Here is a 21,411-nt window from a genome sequence, read left to right on the forward strand (position 1 = left end):
GCGTCCTACTGCCCTTCCGACCGGGCCGCGCGCGGGCGCGCCGGTAACCTCCGAAATCCATGGGAGGCACGTTCGAGATCCGGCTGATGGGCGATCCGGTGCTGCGCCAACGCGCCGCCGAGATCACCGACATCGACGGCCGCGTGGCGCGCATGGTCGACGACATGCTGCCGGCCATGTACGAGGCCGAGGGCATCGGGCTTGCCGCTCCCCAAGTGGGCATTCAGCGCCGTCTGTTCATCTTCGACCTCTATGAAGGTGACGGCCCCCAGACGCTCATCAATCCCGAGATCGTCGAGAGCGACGGCGAGTGGACCTACACCGAGGGGTGTCTGTCGGTGCCCGGTCTGACCTTCGAGATCGTGCGTCCGAAAGAAGTTCACATCGTCGGACGTGACCTCGACGGCAACGAGGTCAGCATCGAGGCCGATGAGCTGCTGGCACGGCTGTTCCAGCACGAGCTGGATCACCTCGACGGCGTGCTGCTCGTCGACCACCTCGAAAAGGCTGAGCGCAAGGAAGCCCTGCGCGATTGGCGCATCCAGCTCGTACAGCTGCAGTCCGGCACCAACGGACCGGCCGACAGCGGCCCCGTCCCGCTCGTGGGCCGCAATGTCGCGGAGGACTGAGCACTCCCTGGCGGCCGCTTCGCAGCTTGCGCACCGCGACAGCGCCAGAGCCGCACTGCACTGGCGGCTTGAGCGTGGCTGCACCGGTATCTCCCCGCAAGCGCGCAGCGAGCCACCGGCCTCAACTGCCGCGCCCGACCACAGCGCGATCGTCCGATGATGTCACCGGACTCGCCAATGCCTCCTGACCGGCCACGCCGGATCGCTTTCGCCGGCACTCCGCACGACGCCGTGCCGGCATTGCGGACGCTCGCGGAAGCCGGATTCGAGATCCCCGTCGTGGTGACGGGCGCGGCGCGCCGACGAACCCGCCGCGGCAGCGACACCCTGAGCCCTGTCGCTGCCGCCGCCGAAGAGCTGGGCCTGCCGGTCAGCCACGACCCGGCCGATCTCGCGGGCTGCGGCGCCGACTGCGCGGTCGTGGTGGCCTACGGGCAGCTCATCGGTGAGGATCTGCTGGCTACTACGCCCATGCTCAACCTGCACTTCTCGCTGCTGCCGCGCTGGCGTGGTGCCGCACCGGTCGAGCGGGCGCTGCTGGCCGGTGACGATCGCACGGGCGTGTCGCTCATGGCGCTGGAAGCGACGCTCGACACGGGACCCGTCTACTGGCGCCACGAAGTGCCCATCGGACCGGCCGACACTGCAGCAGAGCTCCGCAACCGGCTTGCTCGGGAAGGTGCTCAGCACCTCGCAGGCTCGCTCACCGGGGGCCTCGGCACGCCCCAATCCCAATCGGGCGAGCCGACATACGCACGCAAGCTGACCCCCGCGGACCGCCAGATCGACTGGTCGCAACCGGCTGCTCACATCCACCGCCAGATCCGCGTCGGCGGCGCGTGGACCACGCTCGACGGCGAGCGCTTCATCATCCGAGGGGCGACCCTGCAGTCAGGTGAGGCGGCGGCGTCGCCAGGGACGCTGGTCGACGATGCCGTCGCGACAGGTGACGGCCTGATCCTCCTGCGCACCGTCCAGCCCGCAGGCCGAGCAGCGCTTGATGCCCACGACTGGCTGCGCGGTGCCCGCCTGCCCCCCGCCACCCGCTTCGGCTGACGGCTTATGACGGCGCGGCCACGAGGTCGCAATGCAGGCCGGTCGGTGCAAGCACCGGTCTGGCACCACGCTCCCGAGACGGGCCGGCCAGTCGCGTAGCCAATCCGTCTCGTAGCGTGTTCGGATGCGCATCGGGCTGATATCGGACACGCACATTCCCGAAGCCGCGCCCGAGCTGTGGCCCGAGGCGTACGCGGCCATGGAGGGCTGCGCCGCCATCCTGCATGCTGGCGACATCTACGACATCTCGGTGGTCGACCGGCTCAACGAGATCGCGCCCACCTGGGCGGCGCGTGGCAACGGCGACGACGGCTCGTCAGGCCGTGACGTGCAGCCCGATCATCCGCTGCTTGCCAACGCCTGGGCGCACACGTTCGACGGCGTGCGGGTCGGCCTCACCCACCACCTGCCGGTGCCCGAGCTGTCGTTCTACTCAGTGGCTGATGCAGTTGAACGGCACTTCGGTGCCGATGAGCGACTCGACGTGTGCGTGTACGGCGATACGCACGTGCACCGCATCGACGCCCTGTCGGGCGTGCTCTGCGTCAACCCCGGTTCACCCACGTTTCCGCGCAACCTCAGCGCCCAGCTCGGCACTGTTGGCTATCTCGACATCGAAGACGGTGTCGCCACGCCATCGCTGTGGCAGCTCACACCCAACGGTCTCGAACCCACCGAGTCCTGGCACTACGTCTGAAGTCGTCACGCACTGCCGGTCCGGCGCTTCGGTGCCGACTGCTTCGTGTGCCTGTGCCGCCTACAGTGCCGCACGTTGCTGCACGGATTCGATCAAGGGGGAGCGGCAGTGGCCGACGACAAGGATGCGTGGCTGGCAGCCACCGTTGAGCAGCCGATCGACGCCGACGAGGAGATCGTCGATCCGCATCACCACTTGTGGGACTTTCCTACTGGCACGTACCTGGTGCCCGAACTGCACGAAGACACCGGAGCAGGCCACAACGTCACCCAGACCGTGTTCGTGGAGTGCGCTGCCGGCTACTACACGAGCGGGCCTGAGCACCTGCGCCCGGTGGGCGAGACGGAGTTCGTACGCGAGCAGGCGGCGATCTCAGCCGAGGCCGACGGCGCCACGATCTCGGCCATCGTCAGCTTCGCCGACCTGACGCTGGGCAATGCCGTCGAGGAGGTGCTGGCAGCGCACGACGAGGCCGGTGAAGGGCTCTTCCGCGGCATCCGCCACGCCAGCGCCTGGGACGGCAGCGACCAGATCCGCGAGAGCCACACCAAGCCGCCGCCCGAGCTGCTCGCCGATCCGGACTTCCGGGCGGGCTACGCAACGCTGGGCCGCATGGGCTTCAGCTTCGACGGCTGGATGTTCCACACTCAGGTCAAGGAGCTGGTGGATCTCGCTCATGCCGTGCCCGACACGCCCGTCGTGCTCGACCACCTCGGCGGCCCGCTGGGCATCGGCCCCTATGCCGAGCGCCGAGACGAGGTGCGCGCCGTGGTGCGCCCGGCGCTCGAAGCGCTCGCCCGCCACCCGCAGGTCACCGTCAAGGTCGGCGGGATCGGCATGAGCATCTACGGCGTCGGCTTCAAGCGGCTGTCGCAGGCACCGTCCTCGGAGCACGTGGCAGCCACCTGGAGCGACGACATCCGCCACTGCATCGAGACCTTCGGCCCCGACCGCTGCATGTTCGAGAGCAACTTCCCGGTCGACAAGCAGGGCTGCTCGTACACCGTGCTGTTCAACGCCTTCCAGCGCATCTGCGACGAAGCCGGCTACACCGCCGCCGAGCGCGCCGACCTCTTCGCCGGCACGGCGCGCCGCTTCTACCGAGTCGACCCGCCCGCCTAGCCCTGCGGGCCAAGCCTGCGCTGGGTCAGCCGGCTAGGTCAGGCCGAATCCTTCGTGGGGCAGGGTGGCCCACTGGGTCTCGTCGTGCCCGTACAGCAGGCGGCAGCCATGTTCGTCGCGCAGTGACTTCAGGCTGCGCATCGATTCGAGCTGCATGTCGTGGTCGTAGCCGAACGGTGGCAGCAGCATCCGGTCGAGCACGTCCTCCCAGTAGACGCAGTCGCCGGTCAGTACCACCGGACCGCTGTCGAGCTCCACCCGCAGTGACTGGTGGCCTGCGGTGTGCCCCGGCGTGGGAATGCAGGTGACCGAACCGTCGCCGAACACGTCGTGCTCGCCTTCGATGAGCAAGAGATCGTGCCCGAGATCGAAGTCCTCGGGCTTGTACACCTCGTACTCGATGAGCTTGGGGTGATGACCTGATTCCCACTCGGCCCGCTGGCAGATCAGGCGGGCGTTGGGCAGCAGCTCGGTGCCGCCGCAGTGGTCGAAGTGCAGGTGGCTAAATATGGCGAATGTCAGCTCGGCCGGGTCGACGTCGACGCTCTCGAGCCGGGCCGAGACCTCGTCTTCCGCCGAATAGTCCGCCGCGAACGACTTGGCCAGCAGCGGGTAGCGAGCGCCCACGCCTTCCCGCACCTGGGGGTGCATGCCCGTGTCGAACACCAGCGTCTGGCCGCTGGGGTGGCGCACCAGCCAGCTGGGAATCGGCAGCCTCACGTTGCCGGGCGCGTCCTTGATCACCGACTCGGTGGGAGTCGACAGCCAGCCGCATTCGAGCGGGAGCAATGAAAGTTGCGTCATGTAACTGCCTCCGTCGGAAGTTGCCTAGGTCGCGCCGGGACTCGAGAGCCGTCGCTGACTGCTCGTGGCTAGGCACCCAGTCCGTGATGCAGGGCGCTGTGGTCGGGATAGTCGGGATCGCGACGGTCCATCTGGGCACGGAAGGCCTCGCCCATGTCGTCGGTGTCGAACATGGCCGCGTTCCACACGGCGATGTACTCGAGGCCGTCCGCCACCGAGTGATCGCGGCTGTAGTTCATGGTCTGCTTGGTGCCCCAGATCGCCATGGGGCTCTTGGAGGCGATCTGTGCCGCCACGTCCCGCACGGCGTCCATCATCGAGTCGTGGTCGTCATAGACCGCGTTGACGAATCCCCGGTCCAAAGCCTCCTCGGCGCCCATGCGCCGACCGGTGAAGGCGAGCTCACGCACGACTCCCTCGGGCACCAGCTTGGGCATGCGCTGCAGTGTTCCGACATCCGCGGTCATGCCGATATTGATCTCCTGGATGCTGAAGAACGCATCGCTGGTGGCATAGCGCAGGTCGCACGCCGAGACCATGTCGACACCGCCGCCCACGCATGCGCCCTGAATGGCGGCAATGACCGGCAGCCGGCTGTTCTCCAGAGCGTTCATGGTCGTCTGTGCTCGCAGCACACCGGTGCGGAACTGGGCCCGCCGCCGGCTGCCGTGCGCACGATCGGGGGAGCTGTCAGCGCTGGCAGATCCGCCGGACACGTCGAAGCTGCCGAACACCGACAGATCCATGCCAGAGCAGAAATGACGGCCGACGGCCGACAGCACCACGACACGCGCGTCGGTGCCGGCGGAGATGTCGTCGATGATGCTCGGCAACTCGGTCCAGAACTCGGCGATCATCGAGTTGGCCTTCTCAGGTCGCTTGAGGACCAGGTGCGCGACATGGTCAGTCACTTCCACGTCGAAGCAGGTGTACTCGGAATCGCCCATTGCGCATTCTCCTCGTCGTAGGACTGCCCGCTCGTAAGACAGTCCGCCATAGTCAAGCGCAACGGAAGCCGCGGTGGGCGATCTGGCTGCGGGCTGGCTGCGAGTCCGGCGCTACTGTCACCCGCGATGCCTGCCGAGCCTGCCAGTGAGCCCGCCGCCGAGCCGCCTGCCGCGCCTGCCGCCGATGTTGCTGCCGAAGCACCGCTTGCCGGGATCCGCGTGGTCGAGATGACCATGTATGTACAAGGACCCACGAGCGGGCTCACCCTGGCCTCCCTCGGCGCCGACGTCATCAAGATCGAGCAGGTCGGCCAGGCCGACTACATGCGCAACTTCACGAGCCTGTTCGGGGTGACCTTCGACGAGCGGGGCCAGGAGTGGCTCTACGGCTCGGTGAACCGCAACAAGCGGTCCTTGGTGCTCGATATCGCATCGGAAGCGGGACGCCCGGTCTTCGAGCGCCTGATCGGCCAGGCCGATGCGTTCATCTCGAACATGCGGGCCGACGGTCTCGCCCGCTTCGGAGCCGACCCCGACACGTTGCTCGGGATCAACCCCCGGCTGGTCTATTGCCGGGGCGGCGGGTTCGGGATGCGGGGCGAACTGGCCGAAGACATGTGCCAGGACACCGTCGGCATGGCTCATGCCGGGTTCATGGATGCAATCTCCGAGTCGGATCAGCCGACCTACCCGCCAGGCGCCCTGAGCGACATCCTGACCGGCACCAACATGGCCTCGGGCGTCATGGCCGGCCTGCTCAAGCGTGCACGGACGGGCCGGGGCTGCGTGGTCGGCACATCGCAGACCCAAGCGCTGCTGTGGCTCACCAGCCAGGCCGTGGGTGTTGCAGTGAATGTCGGCCAGCGCATGGACCGCTTTGACGTCTCGGGCGCCTGGAACCCGCTCTTCACGGTGTACGAGACCGCTGACGGCTGGATCGCGATTGCCGCCCTGCAGGATCCGCACTGGCAAGGGCTGGCCCGCGCTGTCGGCATCGAGTCGTGGCTGGACGACCCCCGATTCGCCACCTTCGAGGACCTGGTGGCCAACCGTGACGAATTCACCCCGCTGTTCGCCGAACACATGCGGACCGACACGACGGACCGGTGGTGGCGGGCCATCCGAGGCTCCGGTGCATGGGTGTCGCCGGTGAATCGCGTCGAAGACGTCGCCAGCAACGAAGACATCTTGGCCAACGAGTACCTCGTGACGTTCGACGACGGCTTCATCGGTCCGCCGGCCATGTTCGATGTCGACGAGTTCCGCGGCGTCCGTGGCAGCACCGCCGATTACGGCGAGCACACCGACGAGATCCTGGCCGAGCTGGGCTACAGCGACGAGCAGATCCTCGAACTCAAGATCGCCGACGCCGTCTGGTAGACCGCGCTGCCACGAGTGCCCAAGCAGAGCGGCTAGAGCATCACGCCCATCACGAGCGCGGCGAGGCCGCACAGCAGCGACACGCCGGCTGCTGCACCCCGCTTGGCCGCGTTGTCGCCGGCGTTCTGGTGCACCAGCGCGCCGATGCCGGAGATGAGCACGAGCAGCATCTTGATGCCGAGCAGCATCGACCAGCCCGTGCTCGTCTCCTCGCTGGGAATGGCCAGCATGCCCCACAGGCCGGTCACGACCGCAATGCCGAATGCGGGCCACGCCACTCGTGAGAAGGCCTTGGCCGCCACCTTGCCGGAGCCTGGGAACGCCCGACCCACGACGGGCACGACGGCCCCGACCACGATCTGGCCGCCGATCCACACCGTCACCGCCAGCACGTGCAGCACGACACGGACAGTGTCGAGGTCAAACGCGACTTCCCGCGTCACTTCGCTGAGTGCTGTCATGAGCGACCTCGTTCGCCGATCAGTTCCGCCATGTTGTCGGCGAAGAACCGGTCGAGCACCCCGCCCTCAAAGCCTTCGAGCGATGCGTTGAAGCGGCCCAGCGGGTTCCGACCTCCCTCGATGTGGGGGTAGTCGCTCGAGAACATGTACAGGTGCTCGTTGGATTCGCGGATCATGGCGCCGACGTCCTCGATGGGGTAGGGCGTGAAGGCCATCTGCCGGGTGATCTGCTCTGACGGTCGCTCGCTGAACGCGGCCAGCTCGGGCTCAGAGCGCTTCCAGGTCTCGACGGTCACGTCCAGCCGGCGCAGCATCTGGGGCACCCAGGCTGCGCCAAGCTCGACGACCCCGCCCCGCAGGTTCGGATGCCGGCTCAGCACGCCGTCGAGCACCATCACGCCCACGAACGTCTCGGCCGCATGGTGGAGCGCCACCATGTCCTTGCCGCGGACGTTCTCGCCGCCGCCCAGCCAGTCGGTCGGGGTCGGCCGGCCGGTGTTCATCCACTCCGGTGCGATCTGCAGCGGGTTCCCCCCGACGTGCAGCAGGAACGGCACGCCAGCTTCGGCCATCTGCGCCCAGACCGGATCGAGGTCGTCGTGACCTGGCGAACGACCGCCAGCGGGCCGATGCGGCACCCACATGGCACCGAGCCCTGCTTCGAGCGCAAAGGCCATCTCGTCGATCGCCATCTGCGGATCGTCGAGCGGCAGCAGTGCCACGCCGATCATGCGGTCGTCGTCGGCGCAGAATTCGGCCATGCCACGGTTGTGAGCACGGGCTGCGCCGTAGCGCACATCGAGGTCGAGCTGGGGATCGAACACCACGCCGGCGCTGAAGGTGGCGAACACGAACTGCCGGTCGAAGCCCAGCAGGTCAAGTGCAGTGGTGCGCTCGGCCGCGTTGAACGCTCCCAGCGCCTGGTACCCCTTCGGTCCCCGGATCAGATCGTCGCCGAGGGCCACGAGATCGGCCACGGTCTCGGGTGTATGCGAGCGGCTGCCGCCCGCTGCCTCGAAGTTGTTCACCGATTCGCCGGCGCTGGAGAATTCGATCTGCGGGAGACGGTCCGCCATATCCCCCTCGGCATGTGACTGCAGGAAGTCCGGCAGCTCCATGAGGTGGCTGTCGGCATCGAGATAGGTCCGGTCGCTCGCGTAGGCCATAGGCGCAGGCTAGTGAGGCAGCCGTCGTGAGTCGCCGGATCGGGAGGCTGCTTCGCCCAGCCGCCAGCGTCACGCCCAAATGGCCGTCGGTAGCCTGCCGCGATGGCCACCGATCACGGGGCGCACGGGCATCAGCACCACCAGCCTCACACGTCAGAGGACGAACACCGGCTCGCGGCGAAAGTGCTGACGGTCTCCGACGGCGTGATCGCGGGCACCCGCGAGGACCGCAGCGGCGAAGCACTTGGCGAAACGCTGGCAGCGGCCGGATACGAGGTCGTCGAACGCCGCGTCGTCGCCGACGGCATCGACACGGTTTCTGAGGCGCTGGCAGAGATGTCAACTGGCTTCGAGGGGCTGATCGTGTCGACCGGCGGCACCGGCTTCACGGAGCGAGACCTCACACCCGAGGGCACCCGCGCTGCGATCGAGCGCGAAGCACCCGGCTTGGCGGAGGCCATGCGACTGGTGAACCCGCTGGGCCGACTGTCGCGAGGTGTCGCCGGCATCATCGGCCGCACGATCGTGCTGAATACCCCCGGCTCTACCAAGGGCTGTGTGGAGTGCTTCGAGGCCGTGGCCGACGTGCTTCCCCACGCCCTGGCCCTGCTGGCGGGCGAACGGTTGCACTGATGCCCGCCGAGGACCCGGCTCCCCACGAGGAGTCGGCGAGTCTGGGTGCAGGAGGCTCCGCGCTCATGGAGCGCGCCGTCGAGCTGGGCGAGAGGGTGCGCGGTACGACTGCGCCGAATCCGTGGGTGGGCGCTGTACTCGTCGCGGCCAGCGGGCAGACCTTCGACGGCGCAACTGAACCTCCGCCGGGTCGCCATGCCGAGATCGTGGCGCTTGACGCCGCTCGCCGAACCGGCACTGATCCGGCCGGAGCGACCCTGTACACCACGCTGGAGCCCTGCTCACACACCGGCCGCACGGCGCCCTGCATCGATGCGATCATCGCCGCGGGCGTCAGCCGGGTCGCCGTCGGCGTGACCGACCCCGACCCCAACGTGGCCGGCAGCGGCATCGAGGCGCTGCGTGCAGCCGGCATCGACGTGGAGGTGGGCGTTGCCGCCGACGCTGTCGATGACTCGCTGCGCCCGTACTTGCACCAGCGCCAGACGGGTCGTCCTTGGGTGGTGCTGAAGCTCGCTGCCACGCTCGACGGCCGCATCGGCGCGCCCGACGGCACTTCGCAGTGGATCACCTCACCGGAGGCGCGCGCCGACGCCCACGCGCTGCGCGCACGCTGCGATGCCGTGCTGGTGGGAGCAGGCACTGTGCGTGCCGATGACCCGTCACTCACCGTTCGCGAGCTGCCGACCACCGATCCCCGTCGCCCCCTGCTGCACATGCGTGATGCAGGTGACGAGCCGGCCGATGTACTGCTGTCCCGCGCTGCGGCAGACCGGCTCGATCCGCGCCGCTTCGTGCTCGGCATGGCACCGGCGGAAGCCAGAGTGCAGCCGTGCATGGAAGTCAGCGGAGCGTTGCGGTCTGTGGTGCCGCGCCTGGCCGACGACGGCGTCGTCGAGCTGCTGGTGGAAGGCGGTGCCAATGTCGCTGGAGAGCTGCACCGAGATGGCCTCGTTGACGAATACGTCATCTACCTGGCACCGGCACTTGCGGGCGGCGAAGACGGCCTTCCGATGCTGGCAGGCACCGGCGCGCAGTCGATCGACGATTTCTGGCGCGGCGATATCGCCGACCTGCGCCGTGTCGGCCCCGATCTCCGCATCACCATGCTTGTCGCTGCGCCAACCAGCCGGTAACTCACCGGGCGAATCCGGCGGGATCGGACTGCCGCCCAGCTCGGCGAGCCTCAGCGGGCGCACCGGCAGGCTTCCCCCGGTACCGTTCGATACGGGCTGGTGACCTGCAGACCGGGCAGTTCGTTTCCCCTGGAAGGAAGGGCGATGTACACGGGACTCGTCGAAGAACTGGGCACCTTCGCGGGCCGCAAAGGCGAGCGCTACCGGTTCAACGCTGCGCTCGTGCTCACCGATGCCGCCATCGACGACTCCATTTCCGTCAACGGCTGCTGCCTGACCCTGGTCGAGATGGGCGACGGTTGGTGGGAGGCCGATGTCAGTGCCGAGACCGAGAAGCGAACGGCCCTGCGTTCGCTGTCCGAAGGCGATCCGGTCAATCTCGAACGCTGCATGCGCTACGCCGATCGGCTCGGCGGGCACCTCGTGCAAGGTCACGTCGACGGGGTGGCCACCATCACCAAGCCCGCCCCTGACCTGCGCGTCGCCGTGCCCCCCGAGGGCGGCTTGCGCCGCTACCTGGTCGAGAAGGGCTCTGTGACCCTCAACGGCATCAGCCTGACCTGCTTCGACATCACCGACGACGACGAGGGCGGATGCGAGTTCTCGGTGGCACTCATTCCGCACACCATGGCCATGACCACCATGGGCACTGCGCAGCCAGGCGACCTCGTCAACCTCGAAGTCGACGTCCTCGCACGCTACGTCGAGCGGCTGCTCGGGCAGAATGGTGCGGTGACCGACGATGAGCGAGTCCGGCATGACTGACCGCCCCGCGGCAGACAACGCACCGGCCGAGTCGCCCTTCGCCGCCATTCCCGAAGCGATCGCGGCCATCGGCCGCGGCGAGATCGTGGTGGTGGTCGACGACGAAGACCGTGAGAATGAGGGCGACCTCATCATGGCGGCCGAGCACGCCACACCCGAGACGATGGCGTTCTTCGTGCGCTATACGTCGGGAGTCATCTGCGCCCCCCTGATGGGAGAGCGCCTCGACGAGCTGGCGCTGCCGCTCATGGTGACGGTCAACACCGAGTCGATGCGCACCGCCTACACGGTCACGGTCGATGCCGCCGAGGGCACCACGACCGGGATCTCGGCGGCGGACCGCTCCCTCACACTCAACCTGCTGGCAGACCCCAAGTCGAGCGCGAACGACTTCAACCGTCCCGGCCACGTACTGCCGTTGCGCTACCGGCCCGGCGGTGTGCTCAAGCGCGCGGGTCATACCGAGGCAGCCGTCGACCTGGCCCGGCTGGCCGGCTGCCATCCGGCGGGCGTGCTCTGCGAGGTGGTCAACGACGACGGGACCATGGCGCGGGTACCCGATCTGATCGAGTTCTGCGAGCAGCACGATCTGCTGCTCATCTCCATTGCCGACCTCATCCGCTACCGGCGCGTCAACGAACGCTTGGTCGACCCGATCTCCCAAGCCCGAATCCCCACCATCTACGGCGAGTTCACCGGGCACGTTTTTCGCGACTTCGACGACACCGAGCACCTGGCGCTGACCTACGGAGCTGTGATGGGCGCGGAGCCCGTACTGGTGCGCGTGCACAGTGAATGCCTGACCGGCGACATCTTGGCATCGATGCGCTGCGACTGCGGCTCGCAGCTGCACAGTGCCCTCGAGGCCATCGCCGAAGCAGGTGCTGGCGTGCTCGTCTACCTGCGCGGCCACGAAGGCCGCGGCATCGGCATCGGTCACAAGATGGCTGCGTACTCGCTGCAGGACCGCGGGCGCGACACGGTCGACGCCAACCTGGAGCTGGGTTTGCCGGTGGACAGCCGGGAATACGGAATCGGGGCGCAGATCCTGGCCGAGCTCGGGGTGCAGCGGATGCGCCTGATGACCAACAACCCCAACAAGATCGGCGGACTGTCCGGCTACGGGCTGGAAGTCGTCGAGCGAGTGCCGACGTCATCGAACGCGAATCCGTACAACTCGGCCTACCTGCGCACCAAGAAGATGCGCCTCGGCCACCTCATGGAGGACGAGGCCGACGGCGCAGCCGACGCCGACGACGAGCTCGAAGAAGCACCCCCGCTCGCCGACTGATGCCCAACCTCGTCGCCACTCGGCGGTCCAGCGGCGGTCTGTCAACGTTGGGCTGGCTGCTGTTGACGGCTGCTGTGGCGGCGTTCACGGGTTCCGCGGTGGTTGCGGTGGGATCGGTGGTGCGTGATGTGGGTGTGGATGCGGGGAGTTTCAGTGCGCGTTTCCGGGCGGCTCGGATCCATGCGGATTCGTTGACGCGGGAGTGGCGTGCGCACCATCCGGCGACTCGGTTCGAGGCCGATTCGCTGAATCGGCGCTACGGGGAGCGCTGCGCCCGTCTGGGGATCACCTACGCGGACACCGAGGCTTTGCCGTTCTGGAAGCCGGGTGTGCTCGACTCTGGCGGCGGCTGGTACGAGGTGCACAAGCTGCCGGTGTGCAGCTTGCGCAATGTGCGTGGGGAGCGGGAGCGTTTCGGCCCGCCGCCGACGGCGCCCTCCGAGTCCGAGGAGTCGGGGATGCGCCAGACCGAGTGACTGTCACCGGCACGCTCCTCTGAACCGTCAGTGTCGGCGGCTCGGTGCTGGCGGCATGGGGGCTCGGTGTGTCTGGTCGCTGTGTCAGGGGCTGCGGCGGCAGATGGCTTGAGGCTTGCCGCTGCCGGCGGCGGCGGTGTCGGCATTGTTGAGCATGTCGGCGGCTGTGGCGTCGCCGGGGTTCTTGTCGCTGGGCCTGTGGAATTCTGCTTGGACTTGGAGGTTGGTGTCGCTGTAAAGGATTTCGAGGCGTTCGCAGCGGGCGGTGAAGTACAGCTCCCATCTTTGCCAGGTGTTGAAGCGGGCGTCGTTGACGTCTGCGGTGCGGGCTTCGCGGATGACGGTATCGGCGGCGACGTTGGCTGCGGTGGCGCGTGCGCTGGCGCCGCCGAGTTGCTCGGCGGTGTCGTCGACGACGTTCTGGACGAGCACGACGGCCAATGCGGCGAGTCCGGCGACGGCTGCGACGATGAGCAGCCATTCCAGCGTGGTGAGGCCGGCTTCGTTGCGGCGAGCGGTGCGTTGAGTCATGGGAGTTTCCTTTGGTCTGGTTGCGGGTGGGTCATGGGAGCGGTCCGACCGCGGCGAGGCGGATCGTGAGGATGAGCCCGGCGCCGAGGGTGAGAGCGGGTGCGCAGCGCACTGCCGTGCCGCGTCCGCGGCGCAGCGTGGCGACGAGTGCTCGGGGCCACGCGGCGGCTGCGCCGGCGGCGAGCGCCCACCATGGCCACGCCGGCCCCCACCAGCTCAGCAGGAGGCTGCTGACGATGATGAGGCGGATGTCTCCGTAGCCGATGGCTTCGGGCCGGGTGCGGTAGGCGATCTCGGCGAGCGCGGCGACTGCGGCGGTGCCGGCGAGTACGTGCAGACACCGGCGGGGGTCGCCGAGAGCGAGCGCCGATGCGCCCAGCAGTGCGGCGATGGCGATGCCCGCCGTCCAGCAGGCGCGCCGGCTGATGACGGCTCGACGCAGATCGGTCCACGACGCATGCACGCCGAGCAGCGCCCATGTGCCGACGGCTGTCCACACGCCCGCAGCGGCGCTCACTGCTGCTCGCTCCCGCCGAGGCCGTCGGGTGTATTGCCGGTCGGCTCGGGCGCGCCCGTGCGCACGAGGACGTGCGCGCCGTATCCGTGCGCTGTGCGGGTGCCGAACAGGCCGCGTACGGGGGCCGTGGCGCCGTCGGCCTCGCAGGTGACGTGGGTGGTCACGATCTCGACCCGCTCGGCGTGCTCGGCAGCCGAGGAGGGTTGCTTGAGGTCGACGTGGGCCGCAGTGACGAACCCGGCGGCGCCGCGGGCAGGCCGCGGCCCGTCCGCGCACAGGTAGTCCAGCCCCGGCCTGGCGCCGAGCACGGTTGCGGCCATGAGTTCGCGACGCTGGGCGTCGTCGAGGCTGCCGGCTTCAGTCGTGTGGCCGTGGACGCAGCACACCGCGGCGGCGACGGCTGCTTCTTGTGCAGCGAGGCTAGTGACGAGTTCGGCTCGGGCGCCGCGGCCTGCCCACAGGATGAACAGCACCCCCAGCGCCAGCATCGGGGTGAGGGCCATGAGCTCGAGCGACGACGCGGATCCGCGCTCGTCGCGTGCCGCTCGCTGCGGCCGACGCCGTGCCGTAGGGGTGCTGCGGCGGTGTCGCGCCCGGCGGGCAGGGACTGGCGCCGTCAGTCGCATGGGCACGCCTAGTTGCCGAACGCCGTGCGCGTGGGGAGCGTCTCGGCGAACGACAGCGCCTCCTCACCGAGCCGCGGCAGCCCTTCGTGCAACGCTCTTTCGAACAGCCCGCCGCAGTCGGGCGCCATTCCGTCTTCGGATTCGGTCATGTCCTCGCCGGGCGCCCGTGCGATGCGCCCGACGGCTTCGCTGCGGATCGTGATGCCGTCCGGCCACACTTGGGCAGTCGCCCAGTCGCCCGCGCCCCAATCGGCCGCTAGAGCGACATGTGCGGCGTCGGCGATCACGGCTTGGCCGCCGGCGCGGCACGGCAGACTGGCGGCGTGAGCGTGGCCCTGCGTCGTGTAGGCGCTGCTGTAGAAGCCGGCGATGGCGGCTTCGTCGAAGCCGCGGGCGCCCAGATCGGCGAGCAGCGACCGTGCGAGGGTCTCGCAGGCGTTCTGCAGGTCCGCGCGGAGCGCTTCGGCGGCTTGGCTTGCGGCGCGGTCCGATGCCGGGCCGCAGTCGGGCGGGAACCAGCCGATGCGGCCATGGTCGCGGCCTTGGGCGTCGCGCCACCCGGCCGCGAGCGAGGCGAGACTGGCGGCTGCGCTGTCGGCCGAGGCCTGCGCTGCGATCCTTCGCGGCACCGCAGCGGCGACGACGGCTGCGAGCACGCAGACGGGCACCATCAGCATCACCAGCAAGGTCACGGCGCCGCCGGTCTCGTCGCCCCGTCTCGGCGGCCGGGCACGGGCCCTCACCGGCGGCCTTCCGCCGCTCGGCGGGACGAGCGCGGCGAGGTGCTGCCGTTGCTGATCCTGTGGCCTGGGATGATCGTGCTCCTGCTGATCCTCGCGGCGCAGGCCTTCCTGGTGACGGGCGCCCGGGCGCAGGCCGAGATTGCGGCGTCTGCGGGCTTGCGCGCGGCGTGGGTTGCAGTGGGCGACGCGGGGCTGGCGCATGCAGACGACGGCAGCGTGTATTCCGAGGCGGAGCCGCACCCTCGTGCGTCGTCGATGTCGGCGTCTGCGCACGACGCTGCGGCCCACGCAGCGGGGGCGAGCGTAGAGGGGTGGCGCTGGTGGACGCCCGCAGCGGTGACGGTGCGCAGCGATTGGTGCCACAGCGGCGCTGACGCGGCTCTGCGGCCCGGCGCGGGCGATTCGGGATGGGTGCGGGTGGAGGTGTCCGGCGAGGTGGTCGGCCCCTTCAGCGCCCTGTGGCCCGGCCGGCTCGACCGGGTGCATGCGGCAGCGGCTGGCCCGGCGGTGCTGTCTCCGCTGCCCGACGCGAACGCCCCCGGCACGCAGAACGCGGCCGGTCCCGGCGTCGGGCTGCCTGACGTGCCCGCGGACCTGCCTGAGTGCTGATCGGCGTTCATCGCGGCAGCCGGCTGATCCGGCACGCCCAGCGCCCGCTGGTCTGCGGGACATCGCCGGGGCCGAGGGCGGTCTCGGTGCCAGGTGCGAGCGTGGCAGTGGTGGGGGCTGTTTCGTCGGGGACCGTCGTGGGTGCCGGCTGGGCAGCGGGCGCGGTCGTCGGCGGGGGCGGGATGTCGATGGGGACCGTGTCCCAGGCCCAGACGGCTGCGGCGAGCGTGTCGGTATAGGCCGACGCGAGGTCTTCGCAGCGGCGCTCGAGCGTCGCCAGCGTTGCGCGTGCGTCGGCCAGCGCGGAGTCGTCGTCGGCGGTCTCGAGGGCGATCTGCGGGGCGACGGCTTCGTCGGAGATGCGGGCAGCGTCGATGCCGGCGTCGATGAGACGACCCCCGGGGTCGAGCGGTGTGCGACTCGCGTCGTCGAGCAGGTTCTGGAAGGCGACTGTCATCGCCGCCGCAAAACCGCCGGCAGCGGCGATGACGAGCAGCCATTCGAGCGTCGCAAGCCCGGCGAGGTCGTGGCGTGGCGGCATCGCTCAGGGGGCTTGGGTGATGATGCCGCCGGTGAGCGACACGAATGGTGGGTAGATCAGGATGGCTGCGAGCGCCAGCGCCACTGCGGTGGCGGGCAGCACGATGATCTGGTTGCGGCGGTCGGCGGCCTCGCGCTCGCGCCCGAGGGTGTCGCGCCACAGGTTGTCCGCTGCGGCCAGGACGGCGTCGGCCATGCGCGTGCCGCGGCGCGCGGCGAGTTCGAAGGCGCCGACTGCAGCCGTCAGGCTTGTCAGGCTGTACCGCTCGACGAGTTCCGCGAGGCCTTCGGCGGCGTGGCGGCGCTCGTTCTGAGCCCGTTGCAGATGCTGCTGCAGCAGTCGCCAGCCGGCCCGGCGGCCGACCCCAGCGGCGGACAGCATCGCTGTCTCTGGGTCTGAGCCGGCGCTGACTTGCTGGGCGGCGAGCACGATCCACAGCCGCACCACTTGGTCGAGTTCGGCCCGGGCGCGGCGGGCGGCATCGCGGACGCTCTGGGCCGGCAACTGCCACCCCGCGAGCGTGACCAATGCGACGGTGAGCACTGCGGCGACCGCTGTGCGGGTCCACAGGGCTGCGGCAACCGCACCGACGGCCAGGCCGCCGACGAGACCAGCCGCACGTTGCGCTGTATAGGTGCGCGGCGTGACCCCGGCGAGCCGCAGGTCGGCCCGGCGGCTTTGCCTCGGCTCGGGCAGCAGCCCCAGCACCGTCTCCGCGGCGCCGCGCCGCGCCGGACGCCTGCGTGGGGCGGCAACAGCCGCGACGGCGACAGCGGCACCTGCCGTGAAGACGCCTGCGGCGGCCAGCACCAGCACGGTGGTGCTCACAGCGGATCCCGGGCGCGCCCGCGCTGTTTGAGATCGGCCAGAACCGACGGGTCAGCGCGCACCACCGAATGCCGCACCAGGAACGCAGTGGCACCCAGCAGCACGAAAGCGATGAGCATGAGCACGGCTTGACCGGTCGGGGTGCGGTAGGGCTCGAAGTAGGCGGGGTTGTTGCGGTACATGAGCGTGATCACGCCGCTGGCCAGCGCCAGCAGCGCGATGGTTTGCGTCCAGAGCTGCACGACGGCTTCGGTGCGGGTGCGGTGCAGTGCGACGATGTCGCCGATGCGCCCGGCGAGCTCTCCCAAGGGCCCAGCCAGCGACCCGCCGGAGGTCGCGGCAACCCGCAGCCCCGCGGCAACCTCGGGCTCCCAGGTCTGCCCGGCCGCGGCGAGTTCGCCGGTCGCCGCGCCGAGACCGGCGAGGCGCGCAGTGCGGGCTGTTCGGGCAACCGTGTCGGCGATCTGGGGCGGGGCGTGAGAGGTGCTGGCGGCCAGGGCGTCGCCGAGCCCCGCGCCCGATCGAGCGAGTTCGGCGATCTGACGCGTCCAGGACTGCCAAGCCACTGCCTCGGCGGTGTGGCGCCGCCGCTGGGTGGGGGCTGCGACGAACGGCGGCAGCAACAGGCCGAGGCCCCCGGCGAGCACTGCCATGCCCCACAGCCGCGTCGCCGCGTACCCGCCGCTGGCGCCGCACGCCGCGGCCACACCTTGGATGATCCACAAGCGCCCGCCAAGGCCCGGTCGCGGCCTTGCGAACACAGGCGAGCTGCGCGCCGAATGTGCTGCGCCCGCGGCGCGGTGCCCGGGTTGCGAGTCGCCGACCGGCGCCGCGACGGCCTCGTGCCGCCCACGGGCCCGCCCCCCGATCAGGCCGACCCCAGCCAGCGCCGTCACTGTCGCGCCGGCTGCGAACAGCAGCCCGAACCACACAGCGCCGGTCATGGCTGGCGAGGCTCGCTGGGCCATGCGGCGACGTGCGCACCGCCTTCAGCCAACCGTTCAGCCAATTCAGGGCTGCACGGACGGCCGGTCATCACGAGCGGGTCTGCGCGATTGGGCCGGGCGAAGATGTCGTGGACCTCGAACCGGTCGTCGGGAGCGCCGAGCACCTCGGTGATCGAGCGGATGCCGCGGAACCCGGTGCGAGGATCGCTGCCCATGTGAACGACGAGATGGATCACGTCGGCTGCCTCCTGGATCAGCGCCGACTGCGCTCCTGCGAGGCCCGAGCTGAGGCAGTAGCGGACGATGCGGGCGAGGGCCTGGCGGGGCGACGACGCGTGGATCGTGGCCATGGAGCCGTCCGAGCCCGTGCCGCATGCAGACAGGAACGTCGCGGCTTCGGGTCCGCGCAGCTCTCCGACGATCACCCGGTCGGCGCCCGACCGCAGCGAGCGCCTGGCGAGCTCTTCCATGCCGATCTCGCCCTCGCCGTCGCTGTTGGGCTCGCGGGTCTCTGCTGCGAACACATACGGGTGCGTGTCGTGCAGGAAGAGCTCGAAGGTCTGCTCGAGCGTGCACACCACCTCCGTCGGGCCGATCTCGCCGAGCAGCGCCCGCAGCAGCGTGGTCTTGCCAGACCCGAGCGCACCGCAGATCAGCACGTTCGCAGGCGCAGGCGGCCGCACCGCGGCAGCGAGGAACTCTGCGGCCTCGTGCGTCAGCGACCCTCCGGCGACGAGATCGTCGAGCCGCACGATGCGGTGGCGGTGGCACCGCACGGTCAGATAGGGCTGCCCGCACACCTCCATCGCCGCGAACACCCGCTCGCCGGTGCGCAGCCGCAGGTCCAGTAGCGGTGCCGACTGATCGAACCGGCGGCCCGTCTGCCCATGAGTGACAGCGAGATGCGCGACGAACCCGATCATCTCCTCGGCATCTGCGAACAGCCCGCCGATGGCCTCCTGGCGCCCACCCACCAGGCCCAGCACCCCCGTGTGCGGGCCGAACAGCCAGATGTTCTCCACGTCGTCACGCCGCAGGTACCGCTCCAGCGGGCCCGTGCCGAGCAGTGCCTCGAGCTGGTTGCGGAGCCACGACAGCTCGTCGTCGCTCAGCGACTCGCCGCGCGAGTCGAGCGCTTCGGCTTCCCGCGTTCGGGTGATGTCCTCGGCGATCCGCCGGCATGCATCCGCCACGGCCGGCAGCGACTCGGTCGTGCTCAGCCGGCGCTCCTGCACCCGCGGCAGCACCTCGTCCCAGATCGCCGCCGCCAAGCTCATCGCCGCGTTCCGGTGGCCGCAGACGCCGCGACATTCCTGCGAGGCGGTTCCGGCGGGCCTTCGGACGGGCGGTGTGCCCGCGCCAGCCCGTTGGTGCTCGCTGCGTCCTGCGACAGGCCGGCCGAGAGTTCTGGGCGATCGTGCAAGCGGCCCGAGGCCACGCGCAAGGCATCGAGCGCAGTTCGGTCCCGCCGTCTCGCACGACCGCCCAGCAGCGCCGACTCGCTCACCGGTCCGAGCCGGCCGACGACCGCCAAACCCGCAGCACCATTCGTCGGCTGCCGGCTCTCGATGTCGCCTGCACTGGCGCATACCAGCGTCACCGGGTCGGGGTCGAAGCGCAGCCAGAACGCACTGAGCACGCCGCGCAGCCCACCGGGCGGCGCAGTGCCCCGAGCAGGCGACAACGTCACCTGCAACGCTGCTGCACGCGTCAGCGCCGCGTAAGGCTCGGTGAGGGATCCAGGCATCGACACGATGACCGCCCATCGCCCACTGAGCTCGGCGACTGCGTCGGCCCGCTCGGCCAGCCATGCCGCCGAGCGGCGGGCGCCGTCGGGATGACCGGGTGCTCCCAGCAGCAGGACCGACCCGCTTCCGTCGGCTGGCAGCGCCCAGCAGTGGGCCAGCACGCTGTGCGTATTGAGCGGCGTACGCGCTGCGATCAACGAGGGCAGGCCCCGCTGTGCGGGCGGCACCCCAGCACGGGTCGCCGCACTGATGCGCCTCGCCAGCCCGGTGCCGTGCGCGTCAGCGTCGATCACCAGCACGTCGCGGCCTGCTCGGGCCCACGAGCGGGCGACGCCCACCGCAAGGGCGCCCGTGTCGGGCGCACCCCGAACGGGCTGTGGCGCATCGGCGTCGAGGTCGCCACCGGCGCGTACGGCGAGCATCAGCCCTGCTCCCATGCCCGCCGCCACCGGTCGTTGAGCTCGTCGGCGACGGCGTCGGTGTCGGAGCCTTCGGTGACGCGCAACACCATCGGGGCAGCGCCGAGCCGTTGTGGCAGGGTCCTCCACCACACCCACTCGCGGGGCTCGGCCCACACGCCGAGCATGCCGTCGCGGTAGTGCTCCAGGCGCACAGCGCGCAGCACAGAACGAGGTCGGCCGCCGCCGCTGCCTCGGGGAACGCCGGGATCGACCAGCAGCGCCAGGTCTCCCTCGGTGATCGCCGACGCCGCCAGGCTCAGGTCGAGTGCGATGATCACCTCCAGCTCGCCCGGCGCGGCTTGAGCACGCCATTCGTCGCCGAAGGGATGCAGCGCTGCGGCCTCCCGCTCATAGGAGGCCGCCCACAGCTCGTCCAGGTCGGCAGCCAGCGCGGCGGCGTCGCCGCCGAGCGGCACCGGCAGCACCATCGGCGCAGCGCCCAGCTCCGCGGGCAGCGCCCGCCACCACACCCACTCCGCAGGTGGCACGAACAACCGCATCGACGACCCGTCGAATCCGGCCAGCGCGAGCGAGCGGATCACCGACCGCCGCCGTCCGGGCTGCTGGTGCGACGGCGCGACGCCGGGGTCGATGAGCAGCACGGTGTCGCCCTCGTGCACGCCCGACGGCGACAGGCTGGTGTCGACCGGAACCACCACTTCCAGCGCGTCGCCGAACGCCCCCACAGACGGCTCGACCAGCATGTCGGCCGTCACCAATGAACCCGCAGGCAGCGCACGCTCCAGGGCCAGACCCGCCAACGCCTCGGCCGTGCCATGGCTCCACACGACATGGGGCACGTCGCCCAGCAGCACCTCGGCCGAGGAGAGATCGGCTGCGGTGAGCACATGGCCGCGGGGAAGGTCCCGGGCCGCGACAGCCACAGCGATGCGCTGGTCGAACGCGGCGGCAGTGGCCCAGAACCCCGCGACGCTGGCGGCCATCAGGACCAGCCCGGCGAGCGCGACAAGGGCGCGCTTGGCTGCGCGCGGCAGCCGCCGACGCGTCCGTTCCGGCACCGCCGTCCCCACGGCTTCGGCCGTCGCCTCGGCCCCGTCACCCATCGGCGTCTGCGCCATCGCGGGCACAGCGGCAGCCGTGCCCGACAAAGTCTGGGTTGTTGACAGTGGTGCTGTGGGGGGTTACGTTGCGCCGCTCATGACCCGCACCACCGCCGCGAACACCCGTATCGGGCGGGGGGGGGGGGCAGTAGCAGCGATTCCTCGCCCCGCCGCGGTGCCCGCGCGCTGCGCGACGGCCGGCTGGGCTGGGCCGCTCGGCTGCTTGTCGCGACGCT

Annotated in this window: 25 protein-coding genes; 11 read left to right on the forward strand and 14 right to left on the reverse strand. The window is 70.1% G+C overall.

Features of this window, described 5'->3' with window-relative positions; translation table 11 throughout:
• Positions 1–59 precede the first annotated feature (59 nt).
• The 4 genes from def to ACOQPE_RS10855 all read left to right on the forward strand — a co-directional run bounded on the left by def (position 60) and on the right by ACOQPE_RS10855 (position 3,504).
• A complete protein-coding gene (gene def, locus ACOQPE_RS10840) occupies positions 60–629 on the forward strand; it encodes a peptide deformylase (RefSeq protein ID WP_420608925.1) in 570 nt (189 codons plus the stop codon).
• A 177-nt stretch (positions 630–806) separates the two neighbouring features.
• Positions 807–1,685: a methionyl-tRNA formyltransferase gene (locus ACOQPE_RS10845; protein ID WP_420608926.1), complete on the forward strand. Its 879-nt coding sequence runs from the start codon at positions 807–809 to the stop codon at positions 1,683–1,685.
• Positions 1,686–1,809: 124 nt separating this feature from the next.
• On the forward strand, positions 1,810–2,382 hold the full coding sequence (locus ACOQPE_RS10850) for a YfcE family phosphodiesterase (protein ID WP_420608927.1): 573 nt from the start codon (positions 1,810–1,812) through the stop codon (positions 2,380–2,382).
• A gap of 75 nt (positions 2,383–2,457) precedes the next feature.
• Complete coding sequence (locus tag ACOQPE_RS10855; protein WP_420608928.1) at positions 2,458–3,504, forward strand: amidohydrolase family protein; 1,047 nt, start codon at positions 2,458–2,460, stop codon at positions 3,502–3,504.
• 33 nt (positions 3,505–3,537) lie between these two features.
• Here ACOQPE_RS10855 and ACOQPE_RS10860 read toward each other — a convergent pair whose 3' ends face one another.
• Both ACOQPE_RS10860 and ACOQPE_RS10865 read right to left on the reverse strand, forming a co-directional pair.
• Positions 3,538–4,308, reverse strand: coding sequence for an N-acyl homoserine lactonase family protein (locus tag ACOQPE_RS10860; protein ID WP_420608929.1), 771 nt, complete (start codon positions 4,306–4,308; stop codon positions 3,538–3,540).
• A gap of 68 nt (positions 4,309–4,376) precedes the next feature.
• Positions 4,377–5,255 carry a crotonase/enoyl-CoA hydratase family protein gene (locus ACOQPE_RS10865; RefSeq protein ID WP_420608930.1) on the reverse strand — a complete coding sequence of 293 codons (879 nt, stop codon included), beginning with the start codon at positions 5,253–5,255 and terminating at the stop codon, positions 4,377–4,379.
• Between the two features lie 126 nt (positions 5,256–5,381).
• Between ACOQPE_RS10865 and ACOQPE_RS10870 the strand changes: the two genes are divergently transcribed.
• Positions 5,382–6,635 carry a CaiB/BaiF CoA transferase family protein gene (locus ACOQPE_RS10870; protein WP_420608931.1) on the forward strand — a complete coding sequence of 418 codons (1,254 nt, stop codon included), beginning with the start codon at positions 5,382–5,384 and terminating at the stop codon, positions 6,633–6,635.
• A gap of 32 nt (positions 6,636–6,667) precedes the next feature.
• On the opposite strand, the gene ACOQPE_RS10875 is transcribed toward ACOQPE_RS10870, so the two are convergent.
• Together ACOQPE_RS10875 and ACOQPE_RS10880 are read right to left on the reverse strand one after the other, a co-directional pair.
• Entirely contained in the window at positions 6,668–7,096 is a 429-nt protein-coding gene (locus ACOQPE_RS10875) for a hypothetical protein (protein WP_420608932.1), read from the reverse strand.
• Complete coding sequence (locus ACOQPE_RS10880) at positions 7,093–8,262, reverse strand: amidohydrolase family protein (RefSeq protein ID WP_420608933.1); 1,170 nt, start codon at positions 8,260–8,262, stop codon at positions 7,093–7,095. The genes ACOQPE_RS10875 and ACOQPE_RS10880 overlap by 4 nt, the downstream gene beginning before the upstream one ends.
• Positions 8,263–8,364: 102 nt before the next feature.
• Between ACOQPE_RS10880 and ACOQPE_RS10885 the strand changes: the two genes are divergently transcribed.
• The 5 genes from ACOQPE_RS10885 (at position 8,365) to ACOQPE_RS10905 (ending at position 12,563) form a co-directional block, all read left to right on the forward strand.
• Positions 8,365–8,895, forward strand: coding sequence for a MogA/MoaB family molybdenum cofactor biosynthesis protein (locus tag ACOQPE_RS10885; protein WP_420608934.1), 531 nt, complete (start codon positions 8,365–8,367; stop codon positions 8,893–8,895).
• A complete protein-coding gene (ribD, locus tag ACOQPE_RS10890; protein ID WP_420608935.1) occupies positions 8,895–10,031 on the forward strand; it encodes a bifunctional diaminohydroxyphosphoribosylaminopyrimidine deaminase/5-amino-6-(5-phosphoribosylamino)uracil reductase RibD in 1,137 nt (378 codons plus the stop codon). Before ACOQPE_RS10885 ends, ribD begins: the two co-directional genes overlap by 1 nt.
• Positions 10,032–10,175: 144 nt before the next feature.
• Entirely contained in the window at positions 10,176–10,796 is a 621-nt protein-coding gene (locus tag ACOQPE_RS10895) for a riboflavin synthase (RefSeq protein ID WP_420608936.1), read from the forward strand.
• Positions 10,789–12,087, forward strand: coding sequence for a bifunctional 3,4-dihydroxy-2-butanone-4-phosphate synthase/GTP cyclohydrolase II (locus ACOQPE_RS10900; protein ID WP_420608937.1), 1,299 nt, complete (start codon positions 10,789–10,791; stop codon positions 12,085–12,087). Before ACOQPE_RS10895 ends, ACOQPE_RS10900 begins: the two co-directional genes overlap by 8 nt.
• Before the next feature lie 62 nt (positions 12,088–12,149).
• Positions 12,150–12,563, forward strand: coding sequence for a hypothetical protein (locus ACOQPE_RS10905; protein ID WP_420608938.1), 414 nt, complete (start codon positions 12,150–12,152; stop codon positions 12,561–12,563).
• 84 nt (positions 12,564–12,647) lie between these two features.
• Here ACOQPE_RS10905 and ACOQPE_RS10910 read toward each other — a convergent pair whose 3' ends face one another.
• The 4 genes from ACOQPE_RS10910 to ACOQPE_RS10925 are packed head-to-tail and all read right to left on the reverse strand — an operon-like array spanning position 12,648 to position 14,980.
• Positions 12,648–13,094 carry a hypothetical protein gene (locus ACOQPE_RS10910; RefSeq protein ID WP_420608939.1) on the reverse strand — a complete coding sequence of 149 codons (447 nt, stop codon included), beginning with the start codon at positions 13,092–13,094 and terminating at the stop codon, positions 12,648–12,650.
• A 31-nt stretch (positions 13,095–13,125) separates the two neighbouring features.
• Positions 13,126–13,611 (reverse strand): prepilin peptidase, encoded by a 486-nt coding sequence (locus ACOQPE_RS10915; RefSeq protein WP_420608940.1) that lies wholly within the window; start codon positions 13,609–13,611, stop codon positions 13,126–13,128.
• Positions 13,608–14,237, reverse strand: a complete 630-nt coding sequence (locus ACOQPE_RS10920) for a hypothetical protein (protein ID WP_420608941.1) — start codon at positions 14,235–14,237, stop codon at positions 13,608–13,610. Before ACOQPE_RS10920 ends, ACOQPE_RS10915 begins: the two co-directional genes overlap by 4 nt.
• A gap of 8 nt (positions 14,238–14,245) precedes the next feature.
• The gene (locus ACOQPE_RS10925) at positions 14,246–14,980 is read right to left on the reverse strand and encodes a hypothetical protein (RefSeq protein ID WP_420608942.1); all 735 of its coding nucleotides are present in this window, start codon (positions 14,978–14,980) and stop codon (positions 14,246–14,248) included.
• A gap of 39 nt (positions 14,981–15,019) precedes the next feature.
• Here ACOQPE_RS10925 and ACOQPE_RS10930 point away from each other — a divergent pair, with 39 nt between their 5' ends.
• Positions 15,020–15,589 carry a hypothetical protein gene (locus tag ACOQPE_RS10930; RefSeq protein WP_420608943.1) on the forward strand — a complete coding sequence of 190 codons (570 nt, stop codon included), beginning with the start codon at positions 15,020–15,022 and terminating at the stop codon, positions 15,587–15,589.
• A 7-nt stretch (positions 15,590–15,596) separates the two neighbouring features.
• Here the strand turns inward: ACOQPE_RS10930 and ACOQPE_RS10935 are convergent, their stop codons facing one another.
• Genes ACOQPE_RS10935 through ACOQPE_RS10960 form a run of 6 tightly spaced genes read right to left on the reverse strand, consistent with a single transcriptional unit; the run spans position 15,597 to position 21,193 of the window.
• Positions 15,597–16,130 (reverse strand): hypothetical protein, encoded by a 534-nt coding sequence (locus ACOQPE_RS10935; protein ID WP_420608944.1) that lies wholly within the window; start codon positions 16,128–16,130, stop codon positions 15,597–15,599.
• 3 nt (positions 16,131–16,133) lie between these two features.
• Positions 16,134–16,958 (reverse strand): hypothetical protein, encoded by an 825-nt coding sequence (locus ACOQPE_RS10940; protein ID WP_420608945.1) that lies wholly within the window; start codon positions 16,956–16,958, stop codon positions 16,134–16,136.
• Positions 16,955–17,902, reverse strand: coding sequence for a type II secretion system F family protein (locus ACOQPE_RS10945; RefSeq protein WP_420608946.1), 948 nt, complete (start codon positions 17,900–17,902; stop codon positions 16,955–16,957). Before ACOQPE_RS10945 ends, ACOQPE_RS10940 begins: the two co-directional genes overlap by 4 nt.
• Positions 17,899–19,182, reverse strand: coding sequence for a CpaF family protein (locus ACOQPE_RS10950; protein WP_420608947.1), 1,284 nt, complete (start codon positions 19,180–19,182; stop codon positions 17,899–17,901). Before ACOQPE_RS10950 ends, ACOQPE_RS10945 begins: the two co-directional genes overlap by 4 nt.
• On the reverse strand, positions 19,179–20,090 hold the full coding sequence (locus tag ACOQPE_RS10955; RefSeq protein WP_420608948.1) for a hypothetical protein: 912 nt from the start codon (positions 20,088–20,090) through the stop codon (positions 19,179–19,181). Before ACOQPE_RS10955 ends, ACOQPE_RS10950 begins: the two co-directional genes overlap by 4 nt.
• Positions 20,075–21,193: an SAF domain-containing protein gene (locus ACOQPE_RS10960; protein ID WP_420608949.1), complete on the reverse strand. Its 1,119-nt coding sequence runs from the start codon at positions 21,191–21,193 to the stop codon at positions 20,075–20,077. The genes ACOQPE_RS10955 and ACOQPE_RS10960 overlap by 16 nt, the downstream gene beginning before the upstream one ends.
• Positions 21,194–21,411 lie beyond the last annotated feature (218 nt).

The sequence above is a fragment of the Candidatus Poriferisodalis sp. genome (assembly GCF_965219595.1).
Lineage (GTDB): Bacteria > Actinomycetota > Acidimicrobiia > Acidimicrobiales > Poriferisodalaceae > Poriferisodalis.